Annotated in this window: 25 protein-coding genes; 10 read left to right on the plus strand and 15 right to left on the minus strand. The window is 69.1% G+C overall.

Annotation, left to right across the window (positions count from 1 at the left end):
* Positions 1-23 precede the first annotated feature (23 nt).
* Together LTV02_RS37010 and LTV02_RS37015 are read left to right on the plus strand one after the other, a co-directional pair.
* Positions 24-608 carry a TetR/AcrR family transcriptional regulator gene (locus LTV02_RS37010; protein WP_067715081.1) on the plus strand — a complete coding sequence of 195 codons (585 nt, stop codon included), beginning with the start codon at positions 24-26 and terminating at the stop codon, positions 606-608.
* Positions 605-1,771, plus strand: a complete 1,167-nt coding sequence (locus LTV02_RS37015; RefSeq protein ID WP_233036165.1) for an NADH:flavin oxidoreductase — start codon at positions 605-607, stop codon at positions 1,769-1,771. Before LTV02_RS37010 ends, LTV02_RS37015 begins: the two co-directional genes overlap by 4 nt.
* A gap of 4 nt (positions 1,772-1,775) precedes the next feature.
* Here LTV02_RS37015 and LTV02_RS37020 read toward each other — a convergent pair whose 3' ends face one another.
* A complete protein-coding gene (locus LTV02_RS37020) occupies positions 1,776-2,387 on the minus strand; it encodes a dihydrofolate reductase family protein (protein ID WP_233036166.1) in 612 nt (203 codons plus the stop codon).
* Between the two features lie 28 nt (positions 2,388-2,415).
* Positions 2,416-3,240, minus strand: a complete 825-nt coding sequence (locus LTV02_RS37025) for an alpha/beta fold hydrolase (RefSeq protein ID WP_233036167.1) — start codon at positions 3,238-3,240, stop codon at positions 2,416-2,418.
* A 131-nt stretch (positions 3,241-3,371) separates the two neighbouring features.
* On the opposite strand from LTV02_RS37025, the gene LTV02_RS37030 reads away from it, so the two are divergent.
* Complete coding sequence (locus LTV02_RS37030) at positions 3,372-4,388, plus strand: LLM class flavin-dependent oxidoreductase (protein WP_233036168.1); 1,017 nt, start codon at positions 3,372-3,374, stop codon at positions 4,386-4,388.
* On the opposite strand, the gene rplL is transcribed toward LTV02_RS37030, so the two are convergent.
* The 3 genes from rplL to LTV02_RS37045 all read right to left on the minus strand — a co-directional run bounded on the left by rplL (position 4,348) and on the right by LTV02_RS37045 (position 5,812).
* The gene (gene rplL / locus LTV02_RS37035; RefSeq protein ID WP_233036169.1) at positions 4,348-4,731 is read right to left on the minus strand and encodes a 50S ribosomal protein L7/L12; all 384 of its coding nucleotides are present in this window, start codon (positions 4,729-4,731) and stop codon (positions 4,348-4,350) included. The two genes, LTV02_RS37030 and rplL, sit on opposite strands and share 41 nt — an antisense overlap.
* Before the next feature lie 87 nt (positions 4,732-4,818).
* Positions 4,819-5,478: a cysteine hydrolase family protein gene (locus LTV02_RS37040; protein ID WP_233036170.1), complete on the minus strand. Its 660-nt coding sequence runs from the start codon at positions 5,476-5,478 to the stop codon at positions 4,819-4,821.
* Positions 5,479-5,485: 7 nt separating this feature from the next.
* Positions 5,486-5,812, minus strand: coding sequence for a YciI family protein (locus tag LTV02_RS37045; protein ID WP_233036171.1), 327 nt, complete (start codon positions 5,810-5,812; stop codon positions 5,486-5,488).
* Positions 5,813-5,882: 70 nt separating this feature from the next.
* On the opposite strand from LTV02_RS37045, the gene LTV02_RS37050 reads away from it, so the two are divergent.
* On the plus strand, positions 5,883-6,221 hold the full coding sequence (locus tag LTV02_RS37050) for a winged helix-turn-helix transcriptional regulator (RefSeq protein WP_067715060.1): 339 nt from the start codon (positions 5,883-5,885) through the stop codon (positions 6,219-6,221).
* A gap of 19 nt (positions 6,222-6,240) precedes the next feature.
* Here the strand turns inward: LTV02_RS37050 and LTV02_RS37055 are convergent, their stop codons facing one another.
* From LTV02_RS37055 to LTV02_RS37090, 8 genes are all read right to left on the minus strand, one after another.
* A complete protein-coding gene (locus LTV02_RS37055) occupies positions 6,241-6,399 on the minus strand; it encodes a hypothetical protein (RefSeq protein WP_157762345.1) in 159 nt (52 codons plus the stop codon).
* A gap of 114 nt (positions 6,400-6,513) precedes the next feature.
* Positions 6,514-6,918, minus strand: coding sequence for an acyl-CoA thioesterase (locus tag LTV02_RS37060; protein ID WP_233036172.1), 405 nt, complete (start codon positions 6,916-6,918; stop codon positions 6,514-6,516).
* Positions 6,918-7,301: an acyl-CoA thioesterase gene (locus LTV02_RS37065; RefSeq protein WP_233036173.1), complete on the minus strand. Its 384-nt coding sequence runs from the start codon at positions 7,299-7,301 to the stop codon at positions 6,918-6,920. The genes LTV02_RS37060 and LTV02_RS37065 overlap by 1 nt, the downstream gene beginning before the upstream one ends.
* Positions 7,302-7,341: 40 nt before the next feature.
* Entirely contained in the window at positions 7,342-8,181 is an 840-nt protein-coding gene (locus LTV02_RS37070; RefSeq protein ID WP_067715053.1) for a class II fructose-bisphosphate aldolase, read from the minus strand.
* A gap of 25 nt (positions 8,182-8,206) precedes the next feature.
* Positions 8,207-9,238, minus strand: a complete 1,032-nt coding sequence (locus LTV02_RS37075; RefSeq protein ID WP_233041877.1) for a PfkB family carbohydrate kinase — start codon at positions 9,236-9,238, stop codon at positions 8,207-8,209.
* Positions 9,239-9,428: 190 nt separating this feature from the next.
* On the minus strand, positions 9,429-10,568 hold the full coding sequence (locus LTV02_RS37080) for an N-acetylglucosamine-6-phosphate deacetylase (protein WP_233036174.1): 1,140 nt from the start codon (positions 10,566-10,568) through the stop codon (positions 9,429-9,431).
* A gap of 13 nt (positions 10,569-10,581) precedes the next feature.
* Entirely contained in the window at positions 10,582-11,508 is a 927-nt protein-coding gene (locus tag LTV02_RS37085) for an ROK family protein (RefSeq protein ID WP_233036175.1), read from the minus strand.
* 24 nt (positions 11,509-11,532) lie between these two features.
* Complete coding sequence (locus tag LTV02_RS37090) at positions 11,533-12,441, minus strand: SIS domain-containing protein (protein WP_233036176.1); 909 nt, start codon at positions 12,439-12,441, stop codon at positions 11,533-11,535.
* A gap of 152 nt (positions 12,442-12,593) precedes the next feature.
* On the opposite strand from LTV02_RS37090, the gene LTV02_RS37095 reads away from it, so the two are divergent.
* The 5 genes from LTV02_RS37095 to LTV02_RS37115 are packed head-to-tail and all read left to right on the plus strand — an operon-like array spanning position 12,594 to position 17,405.
* The gene (locus tag LTV02_RS37095; RefSeq protein ID WP_233036177.1) at positions 12,594-13,838 is read left to right on the plus strand and encodes an extracellular solute-binding protein; all 1,245 of its coding nucleotides are present in this window, start codon (positions 12,594-12,596) and stop codon (positions 13,836-13,838) included.
* Positions 13,835-14,731 carry a carbohydrate ABC transporter permease gene (locus LTV02_RS37100; RefSeq protein WP_233036178.1) on the plus strand — a complete coding sequence of 299 codons (897 nt, stop codon included), beginning with the start codon at positions 13,835-13,837 and terminating at the stop codon, positions 14,729-14,731. Before LTV02_RS37095 ends, LTV02_RS37100 begins: the two co-directional genes overlap by 4 nt.
* Complete coding sequence (locus LTV02_RS37105; protein WP_067715035.1) at positions 14,728-15,552, plus strand: carbohydrate ABC transporter permease; 825 nt, start codon at positions 14,728-14,730, stop codon at positions 15,550-15,552. The genes LTV02_RS37100 and LTV02_RS37105 overlap by 4 nt, the downstream gene beginning before the upstream one ends.
* Positions 15,549-16,334 (plus strand): DeoR/GlpR family DNA-binding transcription regulator, encoded by a 786-nt coding sequence (locus LTV02_RS37110; protein ID WP_067715032.1) that lies wholly within the window; start codon positions 15,549-15,551, stop codon positions 16,332-16,334. The genes LTV02_RS37105 and LTV02_RS37110 overlap by 4 nt, the downstream gene beginning before the upstream one ends.
* A gap of 54 nt (positions 16,335-16,388) precedes the next feature.
* Positions 16,389-17,405, plus strand: a complete 1,017-nt coding sequence (locus tag LTV02_RS37115) for a Gfo/Idh/MocA family protein (protein WP_233036179.1) — start codon at positions 16,389-16,391, stop codon at positions 17,403-17,405.
* A gap of 3 nt (positions 17,406-17,408) precedes the next feature.
* Here the strand turns inward: LTV02_RS37115 and LTV02_RS37120 are convergent, their stop codons facing one another.
* The gene (locus LTV02_RS37120) at positions 17,409-18,440 is read right to left on the minus strand and encodes a GlxA family transcriptional regulator (RefSeq protein WP_233036180.1); all 1,032 of its coding nucleotides are present in this window, start codon (positions 18,438-18,440) and stop codon (positions 17,409-17,411) included.
* 83 nt (positions 18,441-18,523) lie between these two features.
* Between LTV02_RS37120 and LTV02_RS37125 the strand changes: the two genes are divergently transcribed.
* Positions 18,524-19,111 (plus strand): isochorismatase family protein, encoded by a 588-nt coding sequence (locus tag LTV02_RS37125; protein ID WP_233041879.1) that lies wholly within the window; start codon positions 18,524-18,526, stop codon positions 19,109-19,111.
* On the opposite strand, the gene LTV02_RS37130 is transcribed toward LTV02_RS37125, so the two are convergent.
* The gene (locus LTV02_RS37130; RefSeq protein WP_408639447.1) at positions 19,108-20,517 is read right to left on the minus strand and encodes an AIM24 family protein; all 1,410 of its coding nucleotides are present in this window, start codon (positions 20,515-20,517) and stop codon (positions 19,108-19,110) included. The two genes, LTV02_RS37125 and LTV02_RS37130, sit on opposite strands and share 4 nt — an antisense overlap.
* Positions 20,518-20,537 lie beyond the last annotated feature (20 nt).

Raw genomic sequence — 20,537 nt, forward strand, 5'->3', positions numbered from 1 at the left:
TGAAACCTGTTTCACTACTCGGCATGGTCGAGAAGGTCGCCGCGGGCACCCGCGAACGGTTGCTGGCCGCCGCTGAGCGGTTATTGCTCACCGAGCCGTACGACGAGGTCTCGGTGCGGGGCATCTGCACCGCGGCCGGGGCGAATCCGGCTGCGGTGCACTATCACTTCGGGTCCAAGGAGGCCCTGGTCGGCGCGCTCATCGAGGATCGGCTGGGTCCGCTGTGGGCCGACCGGCTCACCGATGTGACCACCGCGCACGCCGATTCGCCCGCCGCGGTGCCGGCGGTGGTGGACGCGGTGCTCGCGCCTTTCGTGGAGCTGGCCGCCGACCCGGTCGGGCGGCTGCATCTGCGGCTGCTGGCCCGCTTCGTCATGCGGCGGCAGCTCACCGCGTGGCGGCTGCCCTGGTTCCGCATGGACTCCTGGGTCGGCCTGCTGCCGGAGCTGGCCGAGCTGGAGGCGCGCCGCCGCTGGATGCTGGCCTTCGACCTGATCATCACGCAATTCGGCAGCACCGGCGACCGGGAGCTGTCCGAACGAGCGGTGGCCACCCTGCGGACCTTCGTGGTGGCCGGACTGACCGCGCCGACAGGAGAACAACAGTGACCGACGTCTTCGCCCCCGCCCGGCTGGGGCCGCTCACCCTGCGCAATCGGGTGATCAAGGCCGCGACCTTCGAGGGCCGCACCCCCGATGCCCTCGTCACCGACGAGCTGATCGAATTCCATCGCGAAGTGGCGGCGGGCGGGGTCGGCCTGACCACCGTCGCCTACTGCGCGGTCGCGCCGGGCGGGCGCACCGACCGCCATCAGATCTGGATGCGGCCGGAAGCCGTTGCGGGACTGCGGAAGCTGACCGATGCCGTGCACGCCGAGGGCGCGGCGGCGAGCGCGCAGATCGGGCATGCCGGGCCGGTCGCCAATGCGGCGTCCAATCGGCTGCCCGCGCTCTCGCCCAGCCCCATGTTCAGCCCGCTGGGGATGCGGTTCATGAAGGTGCCCAATGAATTCGAGATCCGGGAGCTGATCGACGCGCACGTGCGCGCGGCCCGGCTGGCCGAGGAATCCGGATTCGATGCCGTCGAAATCCATTTCGGGCACAACTATCTGGTGAGCGCGTTCATGAGCCCGCTGCTCAATCGCCGCAAGGACGCCTACGGCGGATCGCTCGCCAACCGGGCGCGGCTGGCGCGGGAAATCGCCTGTGCGGTAAAGGAAGCCGTCGGCGGGCGGCTCGCCGTCACCGCCAAGCTGAATATGGAGGACGGGCGGCCCGGCGGCCTGACCCTGCCCGATTCCCTGCAGATCGCCGCCTGGCTGGAGGCCGACGGCGCGCTGGACGCCCTCGAATTGACCGCGGGCAGTTCCCTGCTCAATCCCATGCTGCTCTTCCACGGCGACGCGCCCCGCAGAGCCTTCGCCAAAACCCTGCCGGGACCGGCGCGCTGGGGCTTCCGCCTGATGGGACGCGCCTTCCTGAAGGAGTACCCGTACCAGGAGGCCTATCTACTGGAGCGCGCCCGCCAGTTCCGGCGCGAGCTGTCGATGCCGCTCATCCTGCTGGGCGGCATCACCAACCACGACACCATGCGCACCGCCATGGACGAAGGCTTCGACTTCGTCGCCATGGGCCGTGCCCTGCTGCGGGAACCGAATCTGTTGCGACGCATCCAATCCGATTTCACCACGCGGTCGGCGTGCGTGCACTGCAACGAGTGCATGCCCACCATCTACACCGGCACCCGTTGCGTGCTGCGCCCGGTGCGCTGACCGCTCACTCGCCTTGCGACAGATGGGTTTTGGCCTCGTCGTACCCGGCCGCGGCGGGCGCTTCGGCCGGACCGTAGATCACGTGGATGACCCCGGACGGGAACGGCGTGGCCGAGATCAGCCGCAGCGGAACGGTCACGCCGTCGTCGAACAGCCGCTCACCCTTGCGCACCGCGATCGGATGCACCAGCAGGTGCAGTTCGTCGAGCAGGCCCGCTTCCAGCAACTGCCGCACCACCGAGGGCGAACCGCTCATGGCGATATCGGTGGCCCCCGGCTCCCGCTTCAATTCCTCGACGGCCTTGACCAGATCACCCTGCAAGAGTTCGGAATTGCGCCAATCGGAATCCAGTTCCCGGTGTGACACCACGACCTTGCGGGCATCGCCGAGCGCCTTCGCCATCCCCGCGTCCGGCCCACCGGCCTCCTCGCGGCCCGGCCATGCACCCGCGAAACTGTCATAGGTATTACGCCCGAGCAGCAGCGTGTCGGCGGAACCGAGCTGGGCGTTGACCGCCTCGCCCATGGCGTCGTCGAAGTAGGGGAAGTGCCAGTCCTGCGGGTCGGCGATAACGCCGTCGGCGGAAATGAACAGTCCGGCGGTGAGTTTGCGCATGATCGTGCTCCTTGTTTCGAGGTGAGGGTCAGTTGGCCGCGGTGAGGAATTCACCGGCGGGCGGGGTCAGCAGATCGATATTCGGGTTGTGGCTGAGCTTGGCGATTTCCACGTGCTCGGCATCGGGCAGCACGGCGGTGATGCCGGCCGCGCCGGTGCGCAGCAGCTTGCCGCTCTTGCCGCCCGACAGCACCAGCACGGGCACCTTGACGCCGGACCAGTCCGCGGCGCGCAGAGCTTCGCCGCGCATGAACGGGTTCATGATCGCCCAGTCGTGCGCGGTCGCTTTCGCGGTGCGCTGCAGGTCTTTCCACATCGGCGTCAGCGGCATGAGCGCGGTGAAGAACTTCGGCATGCCCATGCCATTGATCATGTAGAACTTCACGACCTCCTTGTCGCGACCCGCCGCGATCATCGGATGCAGGGTGTCGGCGAGGTCGGCGGCGGGCACGAAATCGTCGTGGTTCACCACGAACGGCGGCTCGAACGCGATCACCCGGGTGAGGCCGGGGATGCGACCGGACGCGGCGGCCCGCAGCGCCAGGCCCGCGCCGGACGACCAGCCGAACAGGGCCGCTGCGCCGCCGACCGCGTCGACCAGGGCGGCCAGATCGTCGATCTCGTTCTCGACGTCGTAGACGCCGGGGGTATCGCCGCTGTCGCCGCGCCCGCGCCGGTCGTAATTGATCACGGTGAGGCCGTAGTCGGCGGCCAGGCGCTGCGCCAGCTGCACCATCTTGGCGAAGCCGCGGTGACTGAACGCGCCGCCCACCAGGATCACCGTGCCCGCGTCGCCGCCGGCGTAGCGGTCGTAGGCGATGTCGATACCGGCGGGGGTGGTGATCTTCTCCATGTCGGAGCCTTTCGTTTCGAGCTGCGGAGCGGCCGTCGCGGCGCTGTCGGAGGTGTTGACGGCGGGCCCGCCGGAAACTAATCGGTCGTTCGCACGGGAATCGATTCCGGCCGCACGCGTTGGGTCCGGATATGAACTCGGCACTTCAGGACGTGCGCTTCTCGATCCTCGACCGTTCCCGGGTGCGGGCCGGGCAGAGTTATCCGGACGCGCTGCGGGAGACGGTCGAGTTCGCGCGGCTGGCCGAGGAGTGGGGGTATCACCGCTTCTGGGTGTCGGAGCATCACAGTGTGCCCGGGGTGGCGGGGTCGGCGCCGACGGTGCTGGCCGCGGCGGTGGCGGGGGCGACCTCGCGGATTCGGATCGGCACCGGCGGGGTGATGCTGCCCAACCATCAGCCGCTGGTGGTGGCCGAGCAGTTCGGGGTGCTGGAGTCGGTGTATCCGGGCCGCATCGATATGGGGCTGGGACGGTCGGTCGGGTTCACCGACGGGGTGCGGCGGGCGCTCGGGCACGGCAAGGACGATGCCGAGGATTTCGACGCGCGCCTGACCGAATTGCTCGGCTACCTCGAGGCGGGCCGGAACGGGGTGCACGCCTGGCCCGCCGAAGGGCTGCACATTCCGGCGTACCTGCTGGCCACCGCGTCCGGGGCGGATCGGGCGGCGCGGTTCGGGCTACCGCTGGTGATCGCGGCGGTCTCCGGGGTGGAGCCCATGGTGGAAGCGATCGCGCGCTACCGCAACGACTTCCGGCCGAGTGCACAGCGCGCGGAACCCTATGTGATGGTGTCCGCGTCGGCCGTCATCGCCGACAGTGCCGAGGCAGCGCACCGGCTGTTGCTGCCGGAGGCGTGGTCGGCCGCGTATTCGCGCACGCGCGGGGAATTCCCGGCGCTGATCGCACCCGAGCAGATCGAACGTGAGCCCATGACCGAGCGGCAGCGCAAGATCTTCGAAGAGTCGCTGCGCGGGCACATTCACGGCACCGAGGAGACGGTGATCCCGGAACTGGAGGACCTGGTCGCGCGCACCGGTGCGGACGAAATCCTCGTCCACACCAGCACTTACGATCGCGCGGCCCGCCTGGAGTCACACCGCCGGCTGCTCACCGCAGTGCGGCGCGCGCCCCGGCGGCTTCCAGTTTGATCCGGGCGGCCTCGGCCACATCCTTGTCGACCTTCTCCAGCACCGCCTTGGGGGCGGCCTCGACCAGATCCTTGGCCTCCTTCAAGCCCAGCCCGGGAATGATCTCGCGCATGGCCTTGATGACCTGAATCTTCTTGTCCCCGAACGATTCCAGCACCAGATCGAATTCGCTCTGCTCGTCGGGGGCCTCCACCGCCGGGGCGTCCTGGACGCCGGGCGCCACCACGGGCGCGGCGGCGGTCACCCCGAACTCCTGCTCGAACGCCTTCAGAAACTCCGAAAGCTCCAGCAGCGTCATGGATTTGAAAACGTCGAGCAACGCTTCGGTGGTCATCTTGGCCATAATCTTTTTCCCTCGAACGCCGACCGGGCGGTGCCTCCCATGATAGGTCAACGCAGGTCACCGCCGCCGAAGATATTTGCTGATAGTTCACATTTCGGTGTGGTCTCCGGCCTTGCTCAGCAGGGTGGTGAGGGTGGACAGGTCGGTGGTGCGGGAGCCGCCGGCGAAATCGAGGGTGGCGTAGGCTCGTTCGGCTGCTTCGGGGTGGCCGGCGCCGCAGGCGTCGGCCACCATGATCGGGAGGTAGCCCAGGTCGGTGGCGTGGCGGACGGTCGGTTCTATACCTACTTCCAGTGCGATGCCGGCGATGGCGAAGCTGTCGATGCCCAAGTCGCGCAGGGCGATATCGAGGGGGGTGCCCGCGAAGGCCGACATGGTGATCTTGTCGAAGACCACCTCGTCCGGGCCGGGGGTCAGTTCGGGGATCAGTTGGTAGTGGGGCGAGCCCTGTGGGAAGGCCGTGCCGAGTTCCGCCGGATCGTCGACGTGCTGCCACTCCATGGCGGTGCGCAATTGCGCGACGCCGGCGGCGGCGGGCGGAATCGACATGTGCCGGGTGTAGAAGACGCGAAAACCATTGGCCCGGGCCGCATCCCGCAATTCTGCGCAGGCCGCGGCGATGCGCTCACCGTCGGGGATCTGGCTCACGATGCCGACCTGCATGTCGTAGATGATCACCGCCAGCCGCGCCGGATCGCACGCGTCCTCGACGGTCTGCGGAATGCTCAGGCCGTACGCGCTCCGCATCGCGGCCTCACGCGGTCCGGTCGTAGGGTTCGGACACGTCCACCTCGGCGGCCATCAGCGCCTCCAAAGGCAGTGGCGCGGTGACGGGTACGTAGGTCCACTCCAGGAAACCCTTCTTGGTGAGCGGGAAATCCTCGATGTAGCGTTGGGCTTCCTCGACGCTGTCCACCTCGAACACGATCACCACGCCGGGTTCGTCGGCGCGGGCGTAGTTCTCCCGCACGATCCCGGCCTTCCACAGCCGCCACACATTCGCGACTTCCTCGGGCAGGTACGGGGTGATGGTCTCCAGGGTGACGCCGGGCTTGAATCGATCGAATGTAATCACCTTCATGAGAACCCATGGAAGCGCGATGATTACAGTGTTACAAGAACGCACTTTTCGGTAAGTACCGGAGGCGAGGATGCCCGCGAAGCGCTACTACTGCCCGGTCGAGGTGACCGTCGACCTGATCGGCGGCAAATGGAAGCCGGTCATCCTCGCGCACCTCAAGGAAGGCGTGCGGCGCTACGGCGAACTGCGCCGGCTCATGCCGGGCACCAGTGAGAAGATGCTGGTGCAGCAATTACGGGAGCTGGAGGCCGACGGCCTGGTGCGCCGCACCGTGTATCCGACCGTGCCGCCCCAGGTGGAGTACGACCTGACCGAGGAAGGCTGGAGCCTGGTCCCGGTGCTGACCGCCCTCTACGAATGGGGCGAGAAGCGGTGTGCGCGAACGGGAGTCGTGATCGACGAACCGTAACCCCCGTTCGCGTGGGCGATTACGCGGCCTTGTCGCCGCGCTCGAGGTGCTCGTCCCGCAGCTTCCGGTGCATGGCGCACCGATGCACCGGTCCGGGCTTGACGAATGCGGGATCCAGGCGTTGGGCGAAGGTGAGGTTGTCGCGACGCCAGCAATCCATGCAAACCGGCTCGTCCATGATGTCCTCCTCGGGGTTCTCCGCGTTGAAAGCCTCGCAGCGGTGGAGTTCCCCTTTTTCATGGAATCAGCCGGTCGTGTCCATCACCTCACCGGATTGTTACGAGCGATGGCGTCAGGTCGCGGACGGGCTCAGGGCGTCGGCCGACAGGGCGGTCAGATAGTCGCGTTCGGCGGGGGTGAGCGGGCGGGACGCGCCGTCGGCGATGGCGACCAGGACCGAGGTGGCGGTGAGGTAGACGGTGTCCGTGTCGCGGATCTGGTGCGCCAGTGTGAAAGACGAGGTCCCGATGCGCTGCACCACCGTCGTCACCGTCACCGGCTCGCGGCGGAACACCAGCGGGGTGCGGTAGCTGAGGCTCTGCTTGGCGACCACGACACGCCATGCGGCGTCCGGGGATTCGTGCGCGGCCAGCAGGTCGGCGCGGGCCTCGTCCAGGTACTGGGCGAACACCACGTTGTTGAGGTGCTGCAGCGCGTCCATATCGGTGCGCCGCAATTGGATCTGGTAGGTGTGCATCAGGCGGTCAGCTCCTCGAGCATGTGGCGCTCGGCATCCGGGATCGGACGCGATTTCTGGGTGGCCTGATCGAAGGCGACCATGACGCACACCGCCTTCGAATACACCACGTCGTCGTCGCGGATCTCCTGCTCCAGGGTGAAGGAGGAGCCGCCCACCCGGGTCACCCAGGACTCCACCCGGACCGGATGCGCGCGGTAGCGCAGCGGGACCAGGTAGTCGATGTCCATCTGGGCTACCACGCTGGAACCGGAGAACTCGCGCGACCGGAACAGGTCGATCCGGGTTTCCTCCAGGTAGCGCAGATGTTCGGCATTGTGCACGTGCCCGTCGGCGTCCATATCGGACCACCGCAGGGGGCAGAGGAAGAGGTGTCGAGCCACCCGGCATTCATACCAAGCGGGCGCTGCGGGCCGTGCGGGGCTACCCCGTGCCGGGCCGGGCGAGCAAACGCAGGAAGTGCTCGACCTCGGCCTGAATGGCGTCCCGACCGGGGCCGAGATACTTGCGCGGGTCGCTCAGCTCCGCATCTCCGTCCAGCACGCCGCGCACCGCCTCGGCCAGTGCCACGTTCAACCGGGTAGCGATGTTCACCTTCGCCATGCCGTGGCGCACCGCCGACCGCAACCCGGCATCCGGCACCCCCGATGACCCGTGCAGCACCAACGGCACCGGCAACTTGGTGGCGAGCCGCGCGATCAGCTTGTCGTCCAGGCGGGCGTCCCGGCGGTGCATGGCGTGCGAGGACCCCACCGCCACCGCCAGCGCGTCCACGCCCGTGGCCGCCACGAACGCCACCGCCTCGTCCGGATCGGTCCGCACCCCCGGCGCGTGCGCCCCGTCCTTGCCGCCGACCTCCCCGAGCTCGGCCTCCACGTGCACGCCGCGCTCATGGCACCACTCGGCGATCCGCGCCGTCTGCGCCAGATTCTCCGCGTAGTCCAGGGCCGACCCGTCGAACATGACCGAGGTCATCCCCAATCCGACGGCCTCCCTGATCAATTCGAACGAGGTGGCGTGATCGAGATGCACCGCCAGCGCCGCCCCGCTGCCGCCCGCGACCTCCAGACAGGCGCGTGCCAGCGGCCGCAGGCCGCCGTGATACCGCACCGTATTCTCCGAGATCTGCAGCACCGCAGCCTTCTTCGTGGCTTCGGCGGCTGCCGCGATCGCCTCGGCGTGCTCCAGCGCGATCACATTGAACGCCCCCAGACCACCGGGGCGGGCCGCCACGATCAGATCGAATATGGGTAGCAACGGCATCCGCGCCTCCAGCAGCTAGCAGTTCTCACGCACGCGCCTCCCGTGCACTCGCCCCCAGTTCGCTGACCACCACCGCGGGCAGCAAACGCGCCCGCAAACAGGTGTCGATCGCCCCCGCGATCGGAACCACCACGGCCGCGGCCGAAGTGGCGATGGCATCCCGCAGGATCTCGGGCCAATCCGGTGCGCCCCCGGCCGCCAGCCCCGCCGCAACGGCGGCCGCGGCGGCATCGCCCGCGCCGGTCGGATTGCCCGACAACGGTTCTCCCAGCCACGCGGCCCATGCGCCGGACGTGGTCGCCGCCACCATCCCCGCCGCGCCGCGCGTGGCGATCACGGCCCGAACCCCGCCGTCCACCAGTGGGCGCAGCCGGGCGGCCAAGGCTGCGGTCGATCCGCCGCCGGCCCCGAAAACCGCTGGACCGGAGGAAGTCTCGTCCACGGGGCAGGCTTCGAGGCCGTCCGGGTCGATGACGCCGGTCGCCGCGGCGGCGGCGCTCGGCCCGAGCAGCCGGGCGAGTTCCTCGTTGTTCGGCATCAGCACGACGCCGGGTACGGCCGCGGCGAGCAGCAGTGCCGGTCCGTCGACGTCGCAGATGACCGGCACGCCCGCGGCGAGCGCGATCCGGGCCAGGTCGGCGGGCACCGAATCCGCCACGCCCGCGGGCAAAGAGCCCGACACCACCAGCCCGCGCAGTTCGGGCAGCAGTGTCCGTACCCGATCCAGCAGCCGGTCCACCGACTGCCGCGGATCGTTCACCCGGGCTCCCGGCTCCCACAACCCGGTAGCGGTCCCGTCTCCGGACTCGCTGACCACCAGCGTCCGCCGCACCCAGGGCAGCGCCGGCACGAAGTCCGCCGACAACTCCGCCCCCACGGCCGCCCCGAACTCCAGATCCGCGAATCCCGTGGTGCGCACCGGCTTCCCCAACTGCGCCAGCACCCGCGCCACATTGATCCCCTTACCCCCGAGCCGCTGCTCGACGGCCAGCACCCGCTGCGCCCGCCCCCGCGCCAGCCGCTCGACGCGATAGGTGACGTCGTACGCGGGATTCATTGTCACGGTGAGGATCACCCCGGCCTCCGACCCGGCTGTCGTCCGCCCCGAGTTCGGGCAGCAGCCTGCGCGCCGCCGGTCCAGAGCCCTGGTCCGCCACCGATTCGACGTGTACTCGTGGGGTGCATATGTCGCCGGCTCGCCCGGCGCGGAGACGGCCCGGTGGTCCGACGTGCGGGCTGCTGCGAGGTCATGACAGCCACCTGCCGCGGCGCATTACGCGGCGAAGTCGCAGGTTGTCGTCCAGGACGATGGCGTCGGCGTACATGCCGGGGCGGAGGTCGCCTACTTCGGGGAGGGCGGTGGCCGCGGCGGGGGTGGCGGTGGCGGCGGCTACCGCGTCGATGAGGGGGACGCCGCAGTGGTGGATCGACCAGCGGAGGCAATGAAGGAGGGTGGCGGTGCCGCCGGCGATGGAGCCGGAGGGGACTCGGGCGGTGCCGTTGGTGACGTGGACGGTTTGCGGGCCTAGTTGGTAGGTGCCGTCCGGCATTCCGGCGGCTTGCATGGCGTCGGTGACGAGGGCGATGCGGCGCGGGGCGGTGGTGAAGGCGAGGGCGGCGAAGCCGGGGTCGAGGTGCACGCCGTCGCCGATGAGTTCGATGGTGGCTTGCTGGGCGGCGGCGGCGACCAGGGCGGCGGCGATGGGGCCGGGGTCGCGGTGGTGCAGGGGGCGCATGCCGTTGGCCAGGTGGGTGATGAGGGTGGCGGGGCCTTCGGGTGGCAGGGCGGCGCGGAAATCGGGGAACGCGGCGTCGCTGTGGCCGAGGGCGACGGTCACGCCGTTCTCGGTGAGCAGTTTCGCGGCGGCGGCGAAGCCCGGGAGTTCGGGGGCGAGGGTCATGACGCGCAGCGTGCCTGCGGCCGCTTCCAGCAGGCGTTCGATCAGGCGCGGGTCGGGGTGCCGGAGGAGAGCGGGGTCGTGTGCGCCGCACCGGGTTTCGGACAGGAAGGGGCCTTCGATATGGATACCGGCCAGGGTGCCGTCGGCGACCAGGCCGCGCAGGGTGGTCACCTGGGCGATCAGGTTCTCGGGCGTGGCGGTGACGATGCTGGCCAGCACGGAGGTCGAGCCGGCGCGGTGATGGAAGGCGGCGGCCGCGGCGGCTTCGGCGGGGTCGACGGTGTCGAAGCGATGGCCGAAGCCGCCGTGATTGTGAATGTCCACCAGGCCGGGCAGGATGGTGCCGAGGAACGCCGGGGGCGATTCGCGGGGCGTGGCGGAGCGTTGCGGGACTTCGTGAATGGCGGTGATGCGTTCGCCGCGCACGGTGATCACCGCGTCATCACGGACGCCGGCGGCGGTGATCAGTCGGCCGCGCAATTCCATACGGACCCGATCCTCAGGCGAGCGCACCGGCGCGGGCCAGCTTCGCGGCGCCGACCAGTCCGGAGCGGATACCGAACTCGCCCAGGGCGACTCGCGGCACGGGCGCGACGCGCAGCAGCGCGGACAGCCGCGAGTGCAAGGTGTCGGTGAGGACCGGCCCCGCCCCGGCCAGGCCGCCGCCCAGCACGATCAGTTCCGGGCAGGTGGCGTGGATGGTGCCCAGCAGCGCCTCGGCTATGGCGTCGATGGCATCGTGCACCACCGCCCCGGCATCCCGGTCGCTGCCCAGCGCCGCGAAAACCGCTTCGGCTCCGGAGATTCCGCGTCCGGTGCGGCGGGTGTACGCGCGGGCGATATTGGGTCCGGACGCGACGGTCTCGACGCAGCCGATATTGCCGCAGGGACAGGGCAGGCCGTCACGATGCCGGACCGGAATGTGCCCGAACTCGCCCGCCTGCCCGGCCGCGCCGCGCACCAGCCGGCCGCCCACCGAGAGCATGCCGCTGATGCCCGTGCCGACGATCAGCACGCACACGTCGTCGCTGCCGCGGCCCGCGCCGTAACGCCATTCGGCCCAGCCCGCCACGGTGACATCGTGGTCGATGAGCACCGGCATGCCCCAGCGCCCGCCGAAACGGTCGCCCACCTTCACATCCCGCCAGCCGATATTGCTGCTGAACACCGCCAGCGAACGCGCCGGATCCACGATGCCGGGCAGGATGACGGCGGCCCGGGCCACGCGATCACGGCGGGCGGCGGGCAGTTCGCCGAGCAGCCGCGCGCCGAGATCCTCCATGGCGTCGAAAGCGGCCACACCGCGCGGGGTATCGACGGTGGCGGTGCTGACGACCGCGCCCGCGCCATCGGTGATCTCACCCTTGATGGTGGTACCGCCCACATCGATGCCGAGCACCAGATCCCCGGCAGCGACCTCGTTCACGATGTTCCCCTTACCCGACCGGAATCATTGCAGCACAACCGAACGGCTCAGACCGCGCGGATGATCGGGATCCAGTCCGAGTTCGGCCGACCGCAGCAGGCACAGCCGATGCACCCGCACCAGCTCGGCCATGGGGTCGATGGCGCGATGCTCGAAATTCGCTCCGGTGCGGGCGATCTCGTCGCCGAGCCCGGCGGGCAGCGCACCCAGCCCCCATACCGCCCGGCCCGGCGCGGCAATGCTGATCGGTCCGTGCCGGTATTCGGCGGCCTGGTACGACTCGGCCCAGGACTGGCAGGATTCCCGCAGTTTCAAGGCGGCTTCGTCGGCCAGCGCCGCCGCGAAACCCATACCCACGAAGGAGATCTGAGCGGCCCCGCGCACCCCGGCGAGTGAGATAGCCGGATCTTCGCCGAGTACCGCGCGCGCCTGCGCGATCGCCGGATTCAGGTCTTCGCCGAGATGCCAGCGCAGCACCGCGAGGGCTGTCGTCGCGAACCGCGTCTGCACCACCGAGCGCTCGTCCGCCCAGTCGATCAGGATCGGATCGGCCGAATCCAGCACGGGGGTACCGGGACTGGAGCAGATGACGGCGCGCGGTGCCCCGGCGGGCAGCGCGCGCAGGGCGTCGATCACCTCGGTGGTGGTCCCGGACCGGCAGATCACCAGGTACCGGTCGTACTCCCGGGCCCGCACCTCGCTGGCGGGCCAGGCATCGGTGAGCCCCTGACCGGCGGCTTCTCGCACTGCGGAAACGGCGCGCGCCATGAACAATGAGGTCCCGCAGCCGATCACCGCCACGCGTTCCCCGGCGGCGGGCAGCAACTCCCGATACTCGGCGGCAACCGCGGCGGCTCGCACCCAATCGTCGGGCTGGGTGGCCACCTCTGCGGCCAAATGGGTTTCGGGAATCCGATCGATCGGGCTCGGCACCCACCCAGCATCAACCCGGTGATCGTTCATGTCAATTTTACAGTCCAAACGAGCACATTCGATCAAGAACAGCAGTAGATTCAGGCCACTCGACTGGTTCGGTCCGCATCCGTGGTTCGTCACGTCGGGTGTGAACTTGAAAGGTCCCGATCGTGAAACGTCCACTGCGCGGCGCGCTTTCCTCGATGGCGTTGCTCACCGGCCTGGTCCTGACGGTATCGTCCTGCGGGTTCGGAGGGAACAAAACGGACGACTCGGACCCGAATCACCTCACTTTCCTGGCGCCGGTCTACAGCGACGGCACCAAGGGCGCGTGGGACGCGATCATCGCCGACTTCCAGAAAGCCAATCCCGATATCCACGTCGAATTGCAGATGGAGTCCTGGGATTCCATCAACGACGTGGTCCGGACCAAGCTGCAGTCGAAGTCGACCACCCCCGACATCCTGAATATCGACGCCTACTCCACCTTCGCCACCGACGGCCAGCTCTACCCGGCCACCGAGATCGTGGACGCCTCGGTCATCGCCGATATCCAGCCGGGTTTCGCGCGCAATGCCTCGATCGACGGAACCCAGTGGGCGCTCCCGCTTTTCGCCTCCACCCGGACCCTGTTCTACAACACCGAACTGTTCGCCAAGGCCGGCATCGCGAGCCCGCCCAAGACCTGGTCCGAGCTGACCGACGACGCCAAGAAGATCCAGGCGCTCGGCGGCGGGGTCTCCGGCTACGGCCTGCCGCTGGGCAGTGAGGAAGCCCAGGGCGAGACCTCCATCTGGACCTTCGGCGCGGGCGGCAACTGGTCCGACGGCGGCAAGATCACCGTCGACAGCCCGGCCAATCTGGAGGGCGTGCAGGCCATGAAGGCCATCGCGGAAGCCGGTGTGACGCAGGCCAATCCGGGCGCGACCAATCGCGCCGACGTGCTGAACGCCTTCTACCAGGGCAAAATCGGCATGATCGAGGGCCTGCCGCCGACCATCAGTCAGATCGCGGCCAAGAACCCGGGCCTGAAGTACGCCACCGCGCCCTCGCCCACCAAGACCGGCGACCCGGTGACCCTCGGCGTGGCCGATCACCTGATGGCTTTCAAGAAGGACGGCGCGAAAGCCGCGGCGGTGAAGAAGTTCCTCAGCTACTTCTATTCCGCGGCGGTGTACGCCAAATTCGTGTCCGGCGAACACTTCATCCCGATCACCGAGAGCGCGGCCAAGGCGCTCGCCGACGATCCGGTGACCAAGGCGTTCGCGGCGACCCTGCCGGTGGCCAAGTTCTACCCGAGCAACAACCCCAAGTGGGGCGCCGCACAGGGCGCGATCAAGCAGCAGATGGGCACCATCGCGCAGGGCAGTGATCCGGCCGCGGTGCTGGCGAAGATCCAGCAGGCGGCGAATTGAGCAGTGGCCGGGGCCGATTCGCGCCGACGCTGCGGGCGTTACCGTGGATCGGCCCGGTGCTGGTGCTCATCGCGGGGGTGGTCGCGTTCCCCGCCGGGTACATGGCGTGGACCTCCACTCGTGACCTGAACGCCTACGGCCAGGATCGCGGATCGGCCGGATTCGGTAACTTCCGCAGGCTTTTCGATCTGGAAGAGCTGGGCGGTGTGCTCGCGCACACGGTCGTCTGGGTGGTCGCGGTCGTGATCATCACACTGGTGCTGTCGGCGGGGCTGGCGCAGTTCCTGAACAAGGACTTCCCCGGTCGCACGGCGGTGCGGCTGGCCATCCTGGTGCCGTGGGCGGCCTCGGTCGTGATGACCACCAGCATCTTCTACTACATGCTGGATCCGGACGTCGGCATCGCCAATCGTTTCCTGGTCGATATCGGCGTGCTGGACAAGGGTTTCGGTTTCACCAAGCAGCCCGGTCCGGCGTTCGTGGTGGCGATCGGGGTGGCGGTGTTCGTCTCGATTCCGTTCACCACCTACACGATTCTGGCTGGGCTGCAGTCGATTCCGGGCGACATCGACGAAGCCGGGCGGGTGGACGGCGCCGGCGCCTGGCAGCGCTACCGGCATCTGACCCTGCCGCAGCTGCGCCCGGCCATGGCGGTGGCCACGGTCATCAACATCATCAACGCCTTCAATTCGCTGCCCATCCTGCAGGTGCTCACCGGCAGCATCGCGGGCTTCTCGGCGGACACCACGACCACGTTGACGTTCAAGCTGATCCGGCAGAACCAGCAGGTCGATACCGCCGCGGCGATGAGCGTGCTGAACTTCGTGCTGATCATGACGATTATCGCGATCTACGTGAAGCTGATCCGCCCGGCGGGGGAGGAGGCGCGATGACCCGGCGGCGCTGGGGACTGACCGCGATCGGGGCGCTGCTGGCGGCGGTGTTCCTGCTGCCATACCTGGTGATGGTGCTCGGTTCGCTGAAACCGCGGGCGGAGATCCTGCGCATTCCGCCGACCTATCTGCCCGAGGAATGGCGGCCGGGCAATTACGGAAGCGTGTGGAGCGCAACGGAAACGCCGCTGCCGTTCAACCTGATCAGCACCCTGGTGATCTCGATCGCCGCCACCCTGCTGGTGCTGGCGGTGGCCGTCCCCGCCGCGTATTACACGGCGCGGCGGCGGTTTCCGGGCAAAGCCGTGTTCCTGGGCCTGGTGCTGATCACCCAGATGCTGCAACCCGTGGTGCTGGTCACCGGCCTGATCCGCGAGTTCTTCGCGCTCGGCATCAATGACACCTGGGTGGCCATGATCCTGGTGAATGCCGCGTTCAATCTGTCCTTCGCGGTGTGGATCCTGCACAGCTTCTTCGCCGGGGTGCCGGTGGAGGTGGAGGAGGCCGCGCAGCTCGACGGCCTCAACCGCTGGCAGATCCTGACCCGGGTGAGCCTGCCGCTGGTGTGGCCCGGCATCGTCACCGCGACCGTGTTCGCCTTCGTGTCCTGCTGGAACGAATTCGCCGCCAGCCTGGTCATCCTCACCACGCCGGAGAACCAGCCGCTGTCGGTGGCGCTGACCAAGTTCATCGGTCAGTACGACACGGCTTGGCAATATGTCTTCGCCATCTCTACGGTCGGCATCGTGCCCGTTGTCATTCTGTTCGCGCTCATCGAGAAGCGCCTGGTCGCCGGCCTCACCGCCGGCAGTGTCAAATGACCGCACCCGCCGATCGGTCCCAGCGCTGGAATCGCCTGCTGGAACTGCTCGCCCAAGGGGGACGGCTGTCGGTGGAGGAGGCCGCCGAACGGCTCGCCGTCTCCCCGGCCACCATTCGCCGGGACTTCACCGCGCTGGCCGATCAGCAATTGGCGACGCGGACGCACGGCGGGATCGTGGCCACCGCCGTCGCCTACGACCTGCCCGCGCGGTATCGCGGGGGCGGCGGCGAGGCCAAGCAGCGGGTCGCGGAACACGCGGCGGGGCTGGTGCGGCGGGCCGAAGTGGTCGGGCTCAACGGCGGCACCACCACGACGGCGGTGGCGCGAGCGTTGGCCGGGCGGCCCGACCTGACCGGGCCGGACGAGCTGACCATCGTCACCAACGCGCTCAATATCGCGGGGGAGATGGTGTTGCGGCCGCATCTGCGCACCATCTGCCTGGGCGGGATGGCGCGGCGGGAATCCTATGAACTGCACGGGCCGCTGGCCGAACTGGCGCTGGCCGAATTGCGCTTGGACACCGTGATTCTCGGGGTCGGCGCGATCTCCGCGACCGCCGGGGCGCAATGCCGGCACCTCGACGAGGCGGGCGTGAACGCGGAAATGGTGCGGCGCGCCGAGCGGGTGATCGCGGTGGCGACCGCCGACAAGCTCGACCGCACCGCGCTGGCCCGGATCTGCCCGATCGAGGCCATCCACACCCTGGTGATGGACGAGGCGGCGGATCCGGCCGCCATTGCCGCGATCCGCGAGGCCGGGGTCGAAGTGCACCTGGTCTGATCCGGCGACCCGGCGGGCTACCGTGGAGGCGAACCGTCGAGAAAGGGGCTGCTGGTGCGGGAACTTCGGGTCGCGGTAATCGGATTCGGGCTGGCCGGGGCGGTGTTCCACGCGCCGCTGATCGCCGCCGAACCGCGTATGCGGGTGGCGGGCGTGGTGACCGGATCGGCCGAGCGGGAAGCGCAGGCGCGGCGGGAGCATCCGGGCGTGCGGGTGTTCGCGACGGCCGACGAACTGTTCGCGGCGGCGGGCGATTTCGATCTCGCCGTGATCGCGACGCCCAATCGCACGCATGCCGAACTCGCCGTGCGGGCCCTGGAGCACGGGTTGCCGGTGGTGGTGGACAAACCGTTCGCGGTCACCGTCGCAGAGGCCGAACGGGTGGTCGCGGCCGCCGACCGGGCGGGGCTGGCGTTGTCGGTGTTCCAGAATCGGCGCTGGGACAATGACTTCCGGACCGTGCGGGCGCTGATCGAGGCCGGCCGTTTGGGTACCGTCCGGCGCTTCGAATCCCGCTTCGAACGCTGGCGGCCGGTCACCAAGGGCGGCTGGCGGGAGACCGGCAGCGCCGAGGACGGGGCGGGCATTCTGTTCGACCTCGGCAGCCATCTGGTCGATCAGGCGCTGACGCTGTTCGGTCCGGTCACCGAGGTGTACAGCGAACGGGATCGGCGGCGCGACGGCATCCGCACCGACGATGACGCGTTCCTCGCTCTCACCCACGCGTCCGGGGTTCGCTCGCATCTGTGGATGAGTGCCGTTGCCCCGCAACTGGGTCCGCGTTTCCGGGTGCTCGGCTCCGAGAACGCCTATGTCAGTTACGGTCTCGATCCGCAGGAAGCCGATCTGCGCGCGGGGCGGCGACCGGATGACGGAAAGCCCTGGGGCGTAGTGGAACCCGAACATTGGGGCTTGTTCGGAACCCCGGACGACACGCATCCGATTCCCACCGAACCGGGCGACTACCCGGCCTTCTACCGTGCCATGGCCGCCGCCATCGACCACGGCGGCCCGGTGCCGGTGGACCCGCGCGACGCCATCGAAACCCTGAAGATTCTCGAAAGCGCCTGACCGTCAATTGATTCGGAAGCGGTTGCGGTACTCGGTCGGAGTGGTATCGAGGGTGCGGCGGAACGCGCGGGTCAATGTGTCGGTGGTGTTGAACCCGCAGGCGGCGGCAATGCGCTCGAGGGTGTGGTCGGTGGTCTCGAGCTGATTGCGCGCCACTTCGACGCGAGCGGATTCGAGATAGGCGGCGGGCGTCATGCCCAGCTCGGTCTTGAAGATCCGGGTCAGCTGCCGGTCGCTGACATGCGCGTGCGCGGCCAGATCGGCCACGGTGATCGGCCCGGCCAGATGGCGGGTTATGTACTGGCGCAGGACTTCCACCCGGCGCGTGGTGGAGACCGGTTCGAGATTGACGCTGAACTGGTTCTGGCCGCTCGGGCGCTTGAGGTACATGACCAGCTGCCGGGCGACGCGCAAAGCCGCCTGCTCGCCGAAGTCATCGGCGACCAGCGCCAGCGAAAGATCGAGGCAGGCGGTGAGTCCCGCGCCGGTCCAGACGCCCTGATCGACGATGAAGATGGGATCGGCGTCGACCCGCACGGCCGGATGCTCGGCGGCCAATTGCGGTGCGGTGGACCAGTGCGTGGTGGCGCGCTTGCCGTCCAGCAGCCCGGCGCCGGCCAGAATGTGCGCGCCCACGCACACCGACGCCACGCGGCGGGTCTGCGCGGCCAGGCGTTTCACCCACTCCACCACCATCGGATCGCAGAGCGCGCGGACCCGGCGGGCGTCGTCCACCTCGACCGCGCCCGGCACCAGCAGGGTGTCGATGGCGCGCCCGGAGATCTCCTCGAACGTCACATCGGGCAGCACCCGCACCCCGGCCGCCGTGGTCACCGGGTCCAGGGTCGCGGCGGCCAGCACTACCCGATACCCGGTCGGCTCGTCCATTTCCCGCTGGAGCAGCGCGAAGACCTCCGGCGGTCCGGTCACGTCCAGCAGATCGACGCGATCGAAGAGGACCACGACGATGAGCCGTTCCAGGGCGCCCACACTGATCTCCCGTCGGTCGGCGATGTCGGTATCTGCATGTTGCATGACATTGCCGACATATGCGAACCGCCCATAGCGTCGAAGGCGGCCACCACACGGTGGTTCCGGACTATCGAGAAGGGCATTTCATGGCTACCACCCTGCGCGACCTCAACGGCTTCGACCAGACCCCGGCCGCGCTCGCCGATTCGACGCTCATCCTGGTCGACTACCAGAACACTTACACCCGCGGCGTCATGGAACTCACCGGCTGGGAGCCCGCGCTCGAAGCCGCCGCGGCGCTGCTGGACCGGGCCCGCCGGGCCGGGGCGAAGGTCATTCACGTGGTCAACGACGGCGGCGCGGGCACTCCGTACGACATCACCGCCGAGATCGGGCAGATCCATCCGGCCGTCGCGCCGATCGCGGGCGAACCCGTCGTGGTGAAGACCGTGCCCAACGGTTTCGTCGACACCGAGCTGGGCGCGCAGGTCGATGCCGCGGGCAACAAATCCGTGGTCATCGCCGGTTTCATGACCCACATGTGCGTGACCTTCACGACCGAGGGCGCGTTCCTGCGCGGCAATCTGCCCACCGTCGTCGCCGACGCCTCCGCCACCCGCCCGCTGCGCACGGCGGTCGCCGAGGTCCCGGCCGAACAGCTGCACCAGGCCGCGCTGGCCACCATCGGCGACCTCTACGGCATCGTGGTCCCGTCCGCCGCGGCGCTGAACTAGCCGAGCAGCCCGCCCAGCATGCCGCCGCTCTGCCCGGCCTCCTGACCGCCGCCGGTGCCGCCGAGGAAACCGCCCGGCGGCAGTTCGGAGGGCTGCACGATGACGAAGCCGCGACCGGAGAACGACAGCGTCACGCCCTCGCCGGTGGAGCGGCCCATGAGGCGGCTGAAACCGAACGAGTCATTGCGCTTGATACCGGTCTGCAGGCTGGAGGACCAGGCCACCGCGGCCTGTGGGTCGGCGTAGGTGGGCTGATCGACATTCAGCACGACGGGGGAGCCGTGCGTGGTGATTGCGATCCGGCCGCGCCCGGTGAAGACGCAGTTGAACAGGCCCGCATTGCTGGCGTAACCGGCTGCGCCCTGCACCCTTTGGATGTTGTAGCTCAGGCTGGTGTCGAAGGCGAGGACGTTCGCGCCGTTGATGGTCAGGCCGTCGGAACCGTCCAGATCCACAGTGTGGACGTCGGCCGCGGCATTGGCGAGGAACAGATCGCCGTGACCGGACACGCGCATGAGGGGTACGCCCTCGCCGGTCAGCCGCTGCTGGATGGCGCGGCCGATACCGCCGGACCCGAGCGCCTTGAATTCCAGATTGCCCTGGTAGGCGACCATGGAACCGGCGCGGGCCAGGGTCTCGCCGTTGACGGCGACGCGAATCATCTTGCCGCCCTGCTTCTGAATGCCGGGACCGTTGACCTCGGCGTGGCTGGGATTGAACAGATCGCTCTGCATCGGCGGCATTCCTTGCTGGGACGGGGTCGAGGGAACCGGTGCGTACTGGGGCGCGGGCGGGTACGGCTGCGGCGACGGATACTGCTGCGGCGGTGCGTGACCCGGCGGGGGCGGCGGCGGTGCGGCCGGACGCGGCGGCGCGGATTGCTGCGGTGCGGATTGTTGCGGCGGGGATTGCCGGGGCGGGGATTGTTGCGGCGGCACGGACTTCGGCGGCTCCGGCTCGTCGTCGATATTCACGCCGAACGCGGCCGCGATGCCCGCCAGACCGTCGTCGTAGCCCTGGCCGACGGCGCGCACCTTCCAGCCGTCGCCGCGCCGGTAGATCTCCACGCACACCACGCCGGACTCGGTGGTCAGCCCGGTCATCTGGAAAGTCAATGTGCCCGAGTCGGATCCGATGGTGGCCAGCAGCGGGCCGGCGGCGGCGAAGGTGGGCGGGCCGCTGCCGTCCAGGCTGGCGGTGATGGCGACCTTGTCCACATCGGCGGGCAGCGCGGAGGTCTGCACGTCGACCATGTCGCCGGCGCCGCGGCCGTGCCGGTACACCACGCCGGGACCGACCGGCTGGTTGAAGAACACGAAGTCGGCGTCCGAGCGCACCCGTCCGTTCGCCGCCAGCAGCAGCGCGGACACGTCGACCCCGGCGCTGGAGCGCACGGTCACCGTCATCCGGTCCCCGGGCGCGGGCC

Origin of the sequence: Nocardia yamanashiensis (genome assembly GCF_021183565.1) — a bacterium.
Classification (GTDB): Bacteria; Actinomycetota; Actinomycetes; order Mycobacteriales; family Mycobacteriaceae; genus Nocardia; species Nocardia yamanashiensis.

Excerpts from the sequence above, each read along its gene's own strand:
- LTV02_RS37010 (WP_067715081.1), top strand. The coding sequence starts at position 24 with ATGGTCGAGAAGGTCGCCGCGGGCACCCGCGAACGGTTGCTGGCCGCC.
- LTV02_RS37020 (WP_233036166.1), bottom strand. The coding sequence starts at position 2,387 with ATGCGCAAACTCACCGCCGGACTGTTCATTTCCGCCGACGGCGTTATC.
- LTV02_RS37025 (WP_233036167.1), bottom strand. The coding sequence starts at position 3,240 with ATGGAGAAGATCACCACCCCCGCCGGTATCGACATCGCCTACGACCGC.
- LTV02_RS37030 (WP_233036168.1), top strand. The coding sequence starts at position 3,372 with ATGAACTCGGCACTTCAGGACGTGCGCTTCTCGATCCTCGACCGTTCC.
- rplL (WP_233036169.1), bottom strand. The coding sequence starts at position 4,731 with ATGGCCAAGATGACCACCGAAGCGTTGCTCGACGTTTTCAAATCCATG.
- LTV02_RS37040 (WP_233036170.1), bottom strand. The coding sequence starts at position 5,478 with ATGCGGAGCGCGTACGGCCTGAGCATTCCGCAGACCGTCGAGGACGCG.
- LTV02_RS37045 (WP_233036171.1), bottom strand. The coding sequence starts at position 5,812 with ATGAAGGTGATTACATTCGATCGATTCAAGCCCGGCGTCACCCTGGAG.
- LTV02_RS37050 (WP_067715060.1), top strand. The coding sequence starts at position 5,883 with ATGCCCGCGAAGCGCTACTACTGCCCGGTCGAGGTGACCGTCGACCTG.
- LTV02_RS37055 (WP_157762345.1), bottom strand. The coding sequence starts at position 6,399 with ATGGACGAGCCGGTTTGCATGGATTGCTGGCGTCGCGACAACCTCACC.
- LTV02_RS37060 (WP_233036172.1), bottom strand. The coding sequence starts at position 6,918 with ATGCACACCTACCAGATCCAATTGCGGCGCACCGATATGGACGCGCTG.
- LTV02_RS37070 (WP_067715053.1), bottom strand. The coding sequence starts at position 8,181 with ATGCCGTTGCTACCCATATTCGATCTGATCGTGGCGGCCCGCCCCGGT.
- LTV02_RS37075 (WP_233041877.1), bottom strand. The coding sequence starts at position 9,238 with ATGAATCCCGCGTACGACGTCACCTATCGCGTCGAGCGGCTGGCGCGG.
- LTV02_RS37080 (WP_233036174.1), bottom strand. The coding sequence starts at position 10,568 with ATGGAATTGCGCGGCCGACTGATCACCGCCGCCGGCGTCCGTGATGAC.
- LTV02_RS37105 (WP_067715035.1), top strand. The coding sequence starts at position 14,728 with ATGACCCGGCGGCGCTGGGGACTGACCGCGATCGGGGCGCTGCTGGCG.
- LTV02_RS37110 (WP_067715032.1), top strand. The coding sequence starts at position 15,549 with ATGACCGCACCCGCCGATCGGTCCCAGCGCTGGAATCGCCTGCTGGAA.
- LTV02_RS37120 (WP_233036180.1), bottom strand. The coding sequence starts at position 18,440 with ATGCAACATGCAGATACCGACATCGCCGACCGACGGGAGATCAGTGTG.
- LTV02_RS37125 (WP_233041879.1), top strand. The coding sequence starts at position 18,524 with ATGGCTACCACCCTGCGCGACCTCAACGGCTTCGACCAGACCCCGGCC.
- LTV02_RS37130 (WP_408639447.1), bottom strand. The coding sequence starts at position 20,517 with ATGACGGTGACCGTGCGCTCCAGCGCCGGGGTCGACGTGTCCGCGCTG.